At 62.1% G+C, this 12576-nt stretch carries 14 protein-coding genes; 12 read left to right on the forward strand and 2 right to left on the reverse strand.

Annotated features, from left to right (window positions below):
- Window positions 1-145: 145 nt before the first annotated feature.
- The 9 genes from KHO30_RS10115 to KHO30_RS10155 all read left to right on the forward strand — a co-directional run bounded on the left by KHO30_RS10115 (window position 146) and on the right by KHO30_RS10155 (window position 8342).
- Complete coding sequence (locus KHO30_RS10115; RefSeq protein ID WP_093635902.1) at window positions 146-1000, forward strand: MurR/RpiR family transcriptional regulator; 855 nt, start codon at window positions 146-148, stop codon at window positions 998-1000.
- A gap of 132 nt (window positions 1001-1132) precedes the next feature.
- Window positions 1133-1621 carry a carcinine hydrolase/isopenicillin-N N-acyltransferase family protein gene (locus KHO30_RS10120; protein WP_211706715.1) on the forward strand — a complete coding sequence of 163 codons (489 nt, stop codon included), beginning with the start codon at window positions 1133-1135 and terminating at the stop codon, window positions 1619-1621.
- A gap of 34 nt (window positions 1622-1655) precedes the next feature.
- On the forward strand, window positions 1656-2984 hold the full coding sequence (locus tag KHO30_RS10125; protein WP_211700746.1) for an aspartate aminotransferase family protein: 1329 nt from the start codon (window positions 1656-1658) through the stop codon (window positions 2982-2984).
- A gap of 28 nt (window positions 2985-3012) precedes the next feature.
- Entirely contained in the window at window positions 3013-3567 is a 555-nt protein-coding gene (locus tag KHO30_RS10130) for a carboxymuconolactone decarboxylase family protein (RefSeq protein ID WP_200653010.1), read from the forward strand.
- A 278-nt stretch (window positions 3568-3845) separates the two neighbouring features.
- Window positions 3846-4271 (forward strand): OsmC family protein, encoded by a 426-nt coding sequence (locus KHO30_RS10135; RefSeq protein WP_093635893.1) that lies wholly within the window; start codon window positions 3846-3848, stop codon window positions 4269-4271.
- 170 nt (window positions 4272-4441) lie between these two features.
- A complete protein-coding gene (locus KHO30_RS10140) occupies window positions 4442-5284 on the forward strand; it encodes an isocitrate lyase/PEP mutase family protein (protein WP_211700749.1) in 843 nt (280 codons plus the stop codon).
- Between the two features lie 63 nt (window positions 5285-5347).
- Window positions 5348-5986 carry a TetR/AcrR family transcriptional regulator gene (locus KHO30_RS10145; RefSeq protein ID WP_093635891.1) on the forward strand — a complete coding sequence of 213 codons (639 nt, stop codon included), beginning with the start codon at window positions 5348-5350 and terminating at the stop codon, window positions 5984-5986.
- A 31-nt stretch (window positions 5987-6017) separates the two neighbouring features.
- Window positions 6018-7583: an MFS transporter gene (locus KHO30_RS10150; RefSeq protein ID WP_211700751.1), complete on the forward strand. Its 1566-nt coding sequence runs from the start codon at window positions 6018-6020 to the stop codon at window positions 7581-7583.
- A 486-nt stretch (window positions 7584-8069) separates the two neighbouring features.
- Window positions 8070-8342, forward strand: coding sequence for a YodC family protein (locus KHO30_RS10155; RefSeq protein ID WP_093635887.1), 273 nt, complete (start codon window positions 8070-8072; stop codon window positions 8340-8342).
- A gap of 40 nt (window positions 8343-8382) precedes the next feature.
- Here the strand turns inward: KHO30_RS10155 and KHO30_RS10160 are convergent, their stop codons facing one another.
- Window positions 8383-8700, reverse strand: coding sequence for a DMT family transporter (locus KHO30_RS10160; RefSeq protein ID WP_093635885.1), 318 nt, complete (start codon window positions 8698-8700; stop codon window positions 8383-8385).
- 84 nt (window positions 8701-8784) lie between these two features.
- Between KHO30_RS10160 and KHO30_RS10165 the strand changes: the two genes are divergently transcribed.
- Complete coding sequence (locus tag KHO30_RS10165; protein ID WP_211700753.1) at window positions 8785-9204, forward strand: winged helix-turn-helix transcriptional regulator; 420 nt, start codon at window positions 8785-8787, stop codon at window positions 9202-9204.
- Between the two features lie 38 nt (window positions 9205-9242).
- Here KHO30_RS10165 and KHO30_RS10170 read toward each other — a convergent pair whose 3' ends face one another.
- Window positions 9243-9563: a superinfection immunity protein gene (locus KHO30_RS10170; protein ID WP_093635880.1), complete on the reverse strand. Its 321-nt coding sequence runs from the start codon at window positions 9561-9563 to the stop codon at window positions 9243-9245.
- A gap of 164 nt (window positions 9564-9727) precedes the next feature.
- Between KHO30_RS10170 and KHO30_RS10175 the strand changes: the two genes are divergently transcribed.
- A complete protein-coding gene (locus tag KHO30_RS10175) occupies window positions 9728-11191 on the forward strand; it encodes a M20 family metallopeptidase (RefSeq protein WP_200620531.1) in 1464 nt (487 codons plus the stop codon).
- A gap of 441 nt (window positions 11192-11632) precedes the next feature.
- On the forward strand, window positions 11633-12520 hold the full coding sequence (locus tag KHO30_RS10180; protein WP_093635875.1) for a crotonase/enoyl-CoA hydratase family protein: 888 nt from the start codon (window positions 11633-11635) through the stop codon (window positions 12518-12520).
- Window positions 12521-12576: the final 56 nt, after the last annotated feature.

The following is a 12576-nucleotide window of genomic DNA, read 5'->3' on the forward strand; positions in this document are numbered from 1 at the left end:
GGCGCCAAGTCTCCGGTTGCAAAGAAGGCCCGAGTGCGAATTCGCGTATTTCGCGTACGGCTCAAACTGGAAGTTCTGTTGGGTGCGATACACCGGGTGGTAACATTTGTTGTCATCCTTATCGACCGTTCGCCCGGTATATCGCATGCCAGACAGTTTTGACCAGCTCGCCGCCCTGATCCGGGCGCGCTTCTCTGAACTGAGTCCGCAGTTTCAGATGGGGGCAGGGTTCCTGCTCGATCATCCCGACGAAGTCGCGGTCTCGTCCATGCGCAAAGTGGCGGAGCGGGCGCAGGTGCAACCGGCCTCGCTCGTACGTCTGTCGCAGCAACTGGGTTTTCCCGGCTGGAACGAGTTGCGCAACCTGTTCGTCGCGCGCGTGCGCACGCGGCCCGAGCCGCTCACGAGCCGGGCCCGTTCTCTCGTCAAATCGAAAGATGCGCTGGCCAGCGACCTGCTGGTCGCGCAACAACACAACCTCGAGGTCACCGCCGCGCATAACGGCCGCGTGATCGTGGAAGCCGCGCGTTTGTTGCGGCGCGCGCCGCATGTGCATGTAGCAGGCTTTCGCTCCTGTTATGCGGTGGCGTTCGGGCTGGTCTACGGCTACCGGCTGTTTCGCTCGTCGGTGTCGCTGCTCAACGGTGAAGCCGGCACGCTCGAGATGCAGTTGCGCACGGTCGCGCGCGACAGCGCCACCATCGTCATCAGTTTCGCGCCCTATTCAGTTGAAGCGGCGCGCGTGGCCGAAGCCGCGCTGGAAAAAGGCAGCAAGCTGATTGCGATCACGGATAGCGCGGTTTCGCCGATCGCGCTGAACGCCGACAAGGTGCTGATTTTTTCGCACGAAAGCCCGTCGTTCTTCCCTTCGCTGGTGGCGGCCACGGCGATTGCCGAATCGCTGGTCGCGCATCTGCTCGCGCTGGAAGGAGCGGGGGCCGTCGAGCAACTCGGCATCGCCGAGCAGTCGCTCCACGAAAAGGGCGCGTACGTACCCTGAAGTTTTTCCTCTGAAACACGCAGCAGCATGTCACGGAGCGCAGACACTCCGTTTGCTTCACCATCGCATCGTTTGACAACAAATGTTGTTTGGCAGTATAAATGCGCACCGATTGTTGAATGGGTGCGGGCCGTGGCGTCGAAGCAGGATTTGAGTCTCTTTCAGGTAAGTGGTGAGCCGTATGACATCGGCTACCGGCTGGGTGAAATCGCCAGACCGGTGTTCTCCGAATACATGGAGCAAAGCAGCGCGTGGCAGGCGGTTCGACGCTGGCACGCTATCTCCAGCCATGCGAACCATCTGATCCATCCTGGCTGCGAAGCCGAGGCGCAAATCGTCACCGATTCTTCGCATGACAGGCAGACGCGCGTCGAACATTTGCTGCCCAGGCTCGCCAGTCCAATTAACCCCGCCGCTTTGCTCGATGTGTTGCAGGATCGCGCGCCTGCAGGCCTGCCGATCTACCGCGACGACCCGCTCGATCCCGACGACGAAAACACGCTCGCCACGGCGCTCTTCGAAATCGGCAGCGCCGATGTCTCGATGAAAGTCTATCGACAGGGGCAATGCGCGTTCGACACAGTCATCGCATGCGTGCCGCCCACGCAGCCCCGCGTCTGATCAACCGTCGCCAGTAGAAGGGAAAGGGAAAACCATGTCCGCCGTATTCCATCGTTCGCCGAAGCAGTCACTGCCGGTGGCTATCGCCGGCGACGGCATCGAGATCATCGATTCCACCGGCAGACGCTATATCGATGCCTCGGGCGGCGCAGCCGTCTCATGCCTCGGCCACAGCAACCAGCGTGTGATCGACGCGATCAAGCGGCAATCGCAGCAATTGCCGTATGCGCACACATCGTTCTTCACCACCCAGGTCGCCGAGGAACTCGCCGACCGCCTGGTGGCGAGCGCACCGCAAGGGCTCGAACATGTGTACTTCGTGTCGGGCGGCTCGGAAGCGATCGAGGCGGCGCTGAAACTGGCGCGGCAGTATTTTGTGGAGAAGGGCGAGTTGCAGCGCCGTCATTTCATCGCGCGTCGCCAGAGCTATCACGGCAATACGCTGGGGGCGCTGGCGATTGGCGGCAATGCATGGCGGCGCGAGCCGTTTCTGCCGATCCTGATCGAAGCGCATCACGTGAGTCCGTGCTACGCGTATCGCGAGCAGCACATCGACGAAACCGAAGAGCAGTTCGCACAGCGTCTCGCGGATGAACTCGAACAGAAGATTCTCGAACTCGGCGCTGACACGGTGGCCGCATTCGTTGCGGAAACAGTGGTGGGCGCAACGGCCGGCGCCGTGCCGCCAGTGCGCGAATACTTCCGCAAGATCCGCGCGGTGTGCGATCGCTACGGCGTGCTGCTGATTCTCGACGAGATCATGTCGGGCATGGGCCGCACAGGCTACCTGTATGCCTGTGAAGAAGACGGGATCGCGCCGGACATCCTCACGATCGCCAAGGGGCTCGGTGCCGGCTATCAGCCGATCGGCGCGACGCTGGTCAGCGACCGGATCTACCAGGCGATCGTCGGCGGCTCGGGGTTCTTTCAGCACGGACATACCTATATCGGGCACGCCACGGCCTGCGCAGCGGCGCTCGAAGTGCAGCGCGTGATTGCCGATGACAAGCTGCTGGCGAACGTGCAGGCGCGCGGCGAACAGTTGCGTGGCCGGCTGCGTGAACACTATGCGCAGCATCCGCATATCGGCGACGTGCGCGGACGAGGGCTCTTTGTCGGCGTCGAACTCGTGCAGGACCGCGCCACTAAAACGCCGTTCGACGCAAAGCTGAAACTGCATGCTGCGATCCGGCGCGAAGCGTTCGCCCGCGGCTTGATGGTGTATCCGATGGGCGGCACGGTCGACGGCAAGATCGGCGATCATGTGCTGCTGGCGCCGCCGTTTATCTGCACCGCGCGCGACATCGACGAGATCGTCGGCCGCCTGACCGATGCGATCGAAGGCGCGTTGACTGCCATCTGACACCCTTTCCATCTCTGCGAGTTTTACGATGACCGACCGTTTGCCTCACTTCGAACTATCCGATGCCACAGCCGAACAAAAGGCCGTACTCGACGAGATTCTGTCCGGTCCACGCGGCAATCTGAACGGGCCGTTTCTGGGCTGGATTCATAGTCCGGAGCTGGCGCAGCAGGCGCAGCGACTCGGCGCGTTCTGTCGCTATCGCACCGGCTTGCCGCTGCGCCTGTCGGAGCTGGCGATTCTGGTGACCGCGGCGCGCTGGCAGGCGCAGGCCGAGTGGTATATCCACTATCCGATCGCCCTCGATGCCGGGGTGGCCGAAGCGGATGCCGAGGCGATCCGCCAGGGTCATCGCCCGTCTTTCGCGGATGCTGACGACGCCTTGATCCATGACTTCGCGAGCGAACTGTACGACACCAAAAGGGTGTCGGATGTCACCTATAGAAAGGCGGTCGAGCGCTTCGGCCACGAGGTGGTGATCAACCTGGTGGGCTTGCTCGGCTACTACGCCCTGGTGGCGATGACACTGAACGTGTTCGACATGCGCGCAGTGGGGCAGGAGAGCCTGCCGTTCGCCGAGTAGCGACTGCGCCCTGAGTCTGCTACACGGATTGCGGCACGGACCGTGACGCGCATCAGCGAACCGTATCCTGGCGTCGTCACGACACTGGCACACGGAAGCGCCTATGATGAAGTTCGGTCCACGCCCGCACCTCTTGCGCCGCGCGGCACGCCCCGAAGGAAGTTCCCTTGGGGCACTCACGACCGATGCCGATACTACGAATACCCGGGCTGGACCGTTGTGGGCGGCATCACGTAGGGTTGAGGAGCGGTGCGAAGCAGGGCAAACAGGAGAGAGCAATGAAGCGCAAGGCATCAGCAGTCTGGCAAGGCGGCCTGCAAGACGGCAAAGGCTCGATTTCCACCGACAGCGGCGTCCTCAAGGACACCCAATACTCGTTTGCCACGCGCTTCGCGGACGGCATCGGCACGAATCCGGAAGAGCTGATCGCGGCTGCGCACGCGGGTTGTTTCTCGATGGCGCTATCGGCCGAACTGAGCAAGGCCGGCATCACCCCTGAACGTATCGCTACAGCGGCCACCGTCACGCTCGACAAGGACGGCGGCGGCTTTTCGATTACCGCGGTGCATCTGGATGTAGCCGTGAAAATCCCCGGTGGCGATAAAGCCGCGTTCGAGAAGGCGACCGCGGACGCCAAGGCGGGTTGCCCGGTTTCCAAGGTACTGAAGGCCACCATCACGATGGACGCGAAGCTCGAAACCTGAGCTCGCGGTTTGTCTATTGCGGACAGATGAAGAGCTGGCTGGCGGCGGTAGCCAGACCGCCGGCTGCCACTCTCCGTTCTTGCTGTTTACTGCTTATTTAACGAACACACGACGACGATCCGGCAGCGCGTGGGTGCAAGCGCCGGTCGTCGTTTTCAATGGGACCGTCGATGACAACGCAAACCGAAAAAGCACGGCAATTCCAGTCTTATCACGCAGCGGGCGAGGGCTTCATCATCCCGAATCCCTGGGACATCGGCACCGCGCGGCTGCTCGCGCTGGCCGGTTTCAAGGCGCTCGCCACCAGTAGCGCCGGCTATGCGTTTTCGCGTGGCCTGCCGGATAACGCGATCGGCCGCGCGCAGATGATGGTGCACCTCGCCGAAATCGCGGGTGCGACCGATTTGCCAGTCAGCGCCGATCTGGAAAACGGTTTTGGCGACAGCCCTGAAGACTGCGCCGAAACGATCATGCAGGCCGCGGCTGCGGGCGTGGTCGGCGGTTCGATCGAGGATGCAACCGGCCGCGCGGATGAACCGATCTACCCGTTCGAGGCTGCCGTGGAGCGCGTGCGCGCGGCAGTCGCCGCGGCGCGTGCTCTGCCGTTTCCGTTCACGCTGACGGCGCGTGCCGAGAATTATCTGGTGGGCCGGCCCCATCTCGACGATACGATCCGGCGTCTGCAGGCTTACGAGGAGGCTGGGGCCGACGTGCTTTACGCGCCCGGCCTGAAGACGCGCGAAGAGATCGCCGCCGTGGTCAGTTCGCTCGACCGGCCGGTCAATGTGCTGATGGGCTTGCAAGGCGTGCTGCTCAGTTTCGAGGACCTGCAGGCGCTGGGTGTGCGGCGTGTCAGTGTGGGCGGCTCGTTGGCGCGCGCGGCGTTGGGTGCATTTCTCCGCGCCGCGCACGAGATGCGAGATCACGGCACTTTCAACTACACGAAAGAAGCCGCCAGCGGCAATGAGATCAACCAGCTCTTCACGAGCGCCGCGCAGAAGTGGGGCAAATAGACGGCCGTACCCGTTTCGAATCTCGCCTTGCTTTCTTGAACGGTTAGTCATAATATCCGTCACATGAAGCAATCTGGCAATTCGAAGCAATTTGCGAAAAAAGACGGTGAGGCCTGCCCTCGGGGGCGGCCGCGCGAGTTCGACACGGACACCGTCTTAACCAGCGCAAGCCAGGTTTTCTGGAATCACGGCTATCACGCCACCTCGATCGACGACCTCTGTAAGGCCACCGGCCTGTTGCGGGGCAGTCTGTACGGGGTATTCGGCGACAAGCACGGCATCATGCTCGCCGCGCTCGATCATTACGCGGAGGGTTCGGTCGCGCGGCTCGCCGAGCGGCTGAACGCGCCGGTGCCGGCAGAAGAGGCACTGCGCAACGCTTTGCTGCATTACGCCCGGGTCGCATGCGCGCTGACCGGCGAGCGCAGTTGCTTCATCACCAACACCACGCTGGAGATGCAACCCGGGGACGAGGAACTGCGCACCCGCGTCGCGGCGATTCAACGCCGCATGGCGACGCTGCTGGCGGCCTCGGTGATTCGCGGCCAGGCGAGCGGCGCCTTCAATTCCACGCTCGACGAAAAAGCCGTTGGCGATTTCCTCCTGTGCGTGATGCAAGGGCTGCGCGTATTGGGGCGAGTCGCTCACAAGGAAGATGCGCTGATCGGAATCGTGGACGTCGCCATGCGCGCGCTCGTCTAATTTTTTTTACCTAATTTTTGAACGAACGGTCATGAATAGAGACCCGATCAAGCCCGCTCCGGCGGCATTTGTTGGGCCGGCAGGCGGAGCCGCCGCCGCCGTTTGTCTAGGCGTGGGTGCGGTTGCCGCTAGCGGGATTGCCACTGCTACGAAGGCCACCCACGCTGCAAAGGCCGCGTCCGGCTTCGAGCGCCAGGGGCTCGCGCTTGCTGTGCTGTTCGTCGGCGCCTTCCTCGCGCCACTGGACTATTTCATCGTCAACCTCGCGCTGCCGTCGATTCACACCGGCCTGAACGCCACCGACGCGCAATTGCAACTCGTGGTGTCCGCCTACGCATCCGCTTATGCCGTGTTGCTGATCACGGGCGGGCGTCTCGGCGACCTGTTCGGCCGGCGTCGCATGTTCATGACGGGCATGGCGGCCTTCGTGGTCGCCTCCGCGCTGTGCGGCTTCGCCACCAGCGGCCACATGCTGGTGATCTCGCGGATCGTGCAGGGCATCGCAGCCGCGGTCATGGCGCCGCAAGTGCTCGCCACCATCCGCGCGGTCGTGCCGCTGCACCGGCAGACCAAGGTCATGAGCCTCTATGGTTTCGTCTTCGGGCTGTCGTCGATCGTGGGCCAACTGGGCGGCGGCGCGCTGATCACGTATCACCCGTTCGGGCTCGACTGGCGCATCATTTTTCTGATCAACATTCCGATCGGCATCGTGGCCTTCATCGGCACATGGAAGTTCGTGCCGGAAAATCAGCCGGCCACCAACACCGGCGTCGACCTGAAGGGCGTCGCGCTGCTCTCGATGGTCCTGCTGCTGGTCATCTATCCGATGACGCACGGCCGTGAAGCCGGCTGGCCCGCGTGGACCTTCGTGATGTTCGCACTGGCCGTCCCCGTCTTCGCGCTATTCGTGGCGACCGAGCGGCGCGTGGAGCGCGGCGGTGGCCATCCTCTGGTGGATCTGCAATTGTTCCGCAACCCGGCCTTCGCACTGGGCCTCGTGCTCGCGTTCCTGTTCTATTGCAACAGCGCGTTTTTCCTGACCTATGGGATCTTCCTGCAAACCGGTTTGCACTGGACGCCGCTCGCCTCGGGCATGGCCATCATGCCGTTCGCGATCGGCTTCGTGATCGGGCCGCTCACGTCGCCCGCGGTGGTCAAGCGCATCGGCGGTCATGTGCTGGCGCTCGGTTTCTCGATGATGACCGTCGGCTTCACGGTCACCGGCTGGTCCGCGACCCATGCCGCTACGCCCGATCTGCTGTTTTACTGCGGACTGGTTTGCGCGGGCGTCGGCCACGGTCTGCTCCTGCCGTCGATCATGCGCATCGTGCTGCTGGAAGTCGCGCCGGAGAAGGCAGGGCTTGCTTCGGGCGTGGTGTCGTCGACCTTGCAGATCGGCTCGGCGTTCGGCACGGCGGCCATCAGCGGCGCGTTTTTCGGCGTGATCAGCGGCCGTGAAACGCCGGCTGCCTATGCTCACGCGTTCCAGTACAGCCTCGCGATCAACGCGTGTCTGATGTTCGTGTGTATCGGTTTGAGCGTGCTGCTGGTGCGGCATCAACAGCTCGCATTGCGTCGCGCTGGACAGCCGGTTTGAAAATAGCGGACCGGAGATCGTTTTCAACGGGGGTCGCTAAAAACTATTATGCACTTTAAACAAAACTGGTTTTGGAGTGGGTGCATTTACCGATGAGTTTCCCGTTCATAGGTAATTCCGCGTGTGAGCGATCGGAATAAACCCGAATCGGGTTTGTCGGTGGTAGTTTAGATATGACAAATCCAGTGCGCATTTTCTACTTGCGCACCGGGTTTGCCGCCGTAAGTTTTGCGGTCGTGCAATGCCGCACGGGTGGTGGCCTGGCGCCGTTATAGAGGGTTTTCCCCGGTTTTACCCGTCGACTGCCGGGATGGGAAACCTATTCCAGTTCCAATGAAAACGGTATCAATAAAAAGCGCTTGCCGTAGTTAATTTCGATTGTTAATCTTGGCCAACTTTTTAGAGTTTTCATTCGGCAGGGTTCTATGTTGCAAAGCACGGTGCGATGACTTTATTCCGCTCAACGGGTTCCGCAGGGGATTGAATATGCTGACCGCTACCATTGACGTATTCGAAACACCGCCAGCCGCACGCTTCAATGTCGGCGATGTCGTCACGCTGAAGGAAGGCGGTCCGCGCATGACGGTGACGTATGCGGGACCGGTGGCGCTCAATCCGGGCGACTGGCTGATTTGCGAGTGGTTCGACGAACATGGCGAACTGCGCCGCGAAATGTTCGCGCACGAGAGCGTGCGGGCTGAGCCGCGCTCGATTCCCGCCGGCTCGGTGATGTGGGGCAGAATGGGCCGGGCTGCCTGAGAGAAGCTGCCCAGCGTACGTATTCGCCCCGCGAACCGGTTTATCCATCGATCAGTTTCAACCCCGCCACTGACAGCACGATCAAGGTCATGCAGATCACGCGGGGTGCCGAAACCGGGTCGTTGAACAGCATCACGCCCAGCACCGTGATGCCAAACGATCCGATCCCTGTCCATACCACGTAGGCCGTACCGGCCGGCAAATGCTTCATCGCCAGCGTCAGTAAAAACACGCTGCCGAGCGCGGCTGCAACGCCGCCGATGCTCGGCCACAAGCGCGTCCATCCGTTTGCATATTTCAACGCCAACGCCATCAGGATTTCGACCGCGCTTGCGGCGAGCAGAATGAGCCATGCCATCGTGAGCCCCATCGGTGAGTGGTGAATGAGCGGCCAGCTTAGGGCTATAGTGATGCGCTCACCATTACTTACCCACTGGTAACCATGGCATTGCCCGAGTCCACCAACGCGCCCCTCGCCTCGACCGAACAGCCCTACCGCGGTGACGTTTTCGACGCCGCCTGTTCGTCGCGGCTCGCGCTCGAACTGATCGCGGGAAAGTGGACGCTGCTCATCATGCCGGCGCTGCTGCCCGGCCCGATGCGCAATAACGCCTTGCTGCGCAAGATCGGTGGCATTTCACAGAAGGTGCTGACGCAGACGCTCAAGGAACTCGAGCGCAACGGGCTGGTGATTCGTGAGGAGCAGCCGGGCGCAGTGGCGCACGTGGAATACCGGCTCAGCGAACTGGGGCGAACGCTCAGTGACGCGCTGGTGACGCTCGATCATTGGGCCGAGGAAAACGCGGCCGAACTCGACGCTGCGCGTGAGCGCTATGACGCGCGGCAGCAAACGCACCGCTAGCTGGCTGCCTGCGGTTGCTGCGCACAATTGTTATTGAATCAAGGCTGCTTGTTTTCCGGACGCTCACGCGCCGCGGACCGCCTTTGCACGCGTACCAGAAGGGCTGACGAAAACGCGCGCATCCGCACGATCTTGCGCGTCTCTACCACTTCGCCGGCCACGTTCTTCGGCGGGTTGGGCTGTAGCGACCAGTAGAGGGCGAGGAGCCAGCCAAAGCCGGTCCAACCGAGGCATGCGTTGAAGAGCGCCAGCGTCAGCACGTCATGACGCTTGCGCCGGTCCGCGAGAATGCTCGGCAGAAAATACAGCGCCAGCGCGAGCACCGCGGCGATGGCCTGTACCACGACGTTGCCACCCATAGCCTGGCTCCTCAGGACGCGATGTATCCCCCGATTGTCGCGCGATTGTTTTCTTTGCGCTGGGTTGTTCCGAAACCTGCATGCAAGGCGAGGGGGTTCAGCGCGTCGCCCATCAGGACTATCATGGACGTTTCGACTGAACAGAACCGCCACGGACCGCCACCATGATCTCCGACGATACGACCCAGCAGACCCAGCGCATCAACCAGGACACGCTACGCGAATTCGTAGACCGTAAATGGAATGACGAGATTGTTCCTGCGCTCACGGACTACATCGCCGTGCCGGCCAAGAGTCCGGCGTTCGATCCCGAGTGGGTCAAGCACGGCTACCTTGAGCGCGTGATTACCGACGCGGCGCAATGGGCCGAACAGCAACCCGTGCGCGGCCTGAAACTCGAAGTGATCCGCTTGCCGGGCCGCACGCCGGTGATTTTCTTCGAAACGGCCGCGACCCGATCGGGCAGCGAAGAAACCATCGTGCTCTACGGCCACCTCGACAAGCAGCCTGAATTCGACGGCTGGCGCAACGACCTCGGCCCCTGGACGCCGAAGCTCGAAAACGACAAGCTGTACGGCCGCGGCGGTGCCGACGACGGCTATGCGATCTACGCGAGCATCACGGCGCTGGCCGCGCTGGACGCGCAAGGCATCGAGCGTCCGCGCTGCGTCGGCCTGATCGAAACCTGCGAGGAGTCGGGCAGCTACGATCTGCTGCCGTACGTCGACGCATTGCGTGAACGGCTCGGCAAAGTCGGACTTGTGGTGTGTCTCGACTCGGGTGCGGGCAACTACGATCAACTGTGGCTCACTACGTCGTTGCGCGGTCTGGTTGCCGGCGACCTCGAAGTGCAGGTGCTCGACGAAGGCATTCACTCGGGCGGATACGGCGGCATCGCACCGTCGAGCTTCCGCATCATGCGGCAACTGTTCGACCGCCTCGAAGACTCCGCCAACGGCACGTTGCTGCCGAAGGGTTTCCACGTTCAGATTCCGGCGGACCGTCTGCGCGAAACGGAAGCGACCGCGCAGATTCTTGGCGACGACGTCTGGAAGAAACTGCCGTGGGCCTGCGGCCAGGACGGCCGTCAGGTGCTGCCCACCACCACCGATCCGCAGGAAGCCTTGCTCAACTCGACATGGCGTCCGTCGTTGTCGGTCACCGGTGCGGCTGGCTTGCCCGCGCTTGCCGACGCCGGCAACGTGCTGCGTCCGCGCACGGCATTCAAGCTGTCGCTGCGCCTGCCGCCGCTGATCGAAGCGGAAAAGGCGGTCGCCGAACTGAAGGCGCTGCTCGAATTCGATCCGCCATACAACGCCAAGGTCACCTTCAAACCGGACGCCGGCGCGGCGAGCGGCTGGAGCGCGCCCGATCTCGCACCGTGGCTCGCCACCGCCCTTAACGACGCGTCGCGTACGCACTACGGCGCGGACGTTGCCTACATGGGGCAGGGCGGCACGATCCCGTTGATGAACGTATTGAAGTCGGGCTTCCCGAAGTCGCAGTTCATGGTGTGCGGCGTGCTCGGGCCGAAATCGAACGCACACGGACCGAACGAGTTCCTGCACGTGCCGTATGGCAAGAAGCTCACGGCAGCCGTTGCTCAGGTGATCGCGGCCGCGCCTTGATGAGCGTTTCGCTGCAATGACGCAGCAGGCGAATTAGCGGGCGCCCCGGGGCGCCCGCGTTTAAATATGCGAATTGAATAGTCCGTCTGTTAGCCCACAAATAAAAAACAAACCTCTACAAGCTATATTTTCGATTGCATTACCTAATCGAAGACTATTTCTTTCTCTTCCAAATCCGGCAAAAAATTCAAGCTTTGTTCGTTCGCTAATTTATTGCAGCCGGATGCTCATTTGCGGGCTAATTTCGCCCTTCCCCGGTGCGCAAGCGTTTGCGTCCGCAGGATCTTTTACCCATCCGTTCGCCTCCCCGCAGAGCGCCGTCTGGCGGGGCTTCACGCGCGTGTTGCATTCATCTGTTGGTTACCCCGCTCCCATCCGATTCCGGTCTGCTTTAGGCTCGCATTGCAATGCCAGTGTTTAACCTTAAAAGGACCGTTCAAAATGAATCTGCATAACCACCACGCCTGCCGTCCGTTCCTTGAAGCCGGCAATTTGTCGCAAGTCTCCGCCTACTATGAAGAAGGCCGCAACATCATGTGGATGATGCTGCGGGCGCAGCCGCGTCCCTGTTTTAATCTCGATCTGGTGCATGACATTCTGGGTCTCGCGCAGGCAGCACGAGAATCCGGTTTGCCGATCGATTTCTGGGTGACCGGCTCGTTGATTCCGACCATGTTCAACGTCGGGGGCGACCTCGATTTCTTCGCTGACACGATCCGCTCCGGCAAGCGCCAGGCGCTGATGGCGTACGCGCGCGCCTGCGTCGATTGCGTGCATGCTGCCGCGCGCGGTTTTGATACGGGGGCAATTTCGATCGCGATGGTGGAGGGCACTGCGCTTGGTGGCGGGTTCGAGGCGGCGCTCGCGCATCATTTCCTGCTGGCGCAGAACGACGCGCGCATGGGCTTTCCGGAGATCGCGTTCAATCTATTCCCGGGCATGGGCGGCTATTCGCTGGTCGCGCGCAAGGTGGGGATGCGTCTGGCCGAGGAACTGATCGGCATGGGCGAGTCGCACACGGCTGAGTGGCACCACGGCAAGGGACTGGTCGATCAGCTGTTCGAGCCGGGCGACGCTTATATGGCGACGCGCACCTTCATCGATACGCTCCGGCCGAAGATGAACGGGATCCGCGCGATGCTGCGGGCACGCCAACGGGTGCTGCAACTCTCGCGCGCCGAGCTGATGGAAATTACCGAGGACTGGGTGGATGCCGCGTTCACGATCGAGGAGAAGGACCTCGTCTTTATGGAGCGGCTGGTGATGCTGCAGAACCGCCGTACTTCGAACCTGCGCCAGACGGCCTCCAGCGCGGCCAATTTCGCCTGAATCGCTCCGGGTCTCGACCCTATCGAGCGGCAGTGGGCGAGTTCCTCAATCCCCAG

The sequence above is a fragment of the Paraburkholderia aspalathi genome, from assembly GCF_905220735.1.
Taxonomy (GTDB): Bacteria; Pseudomonadota; Gammaproteobacteria; order Burkholderiales; family Burkholderiaceae; genus Paraburkholderia; species Paraburkholderia aspalathi.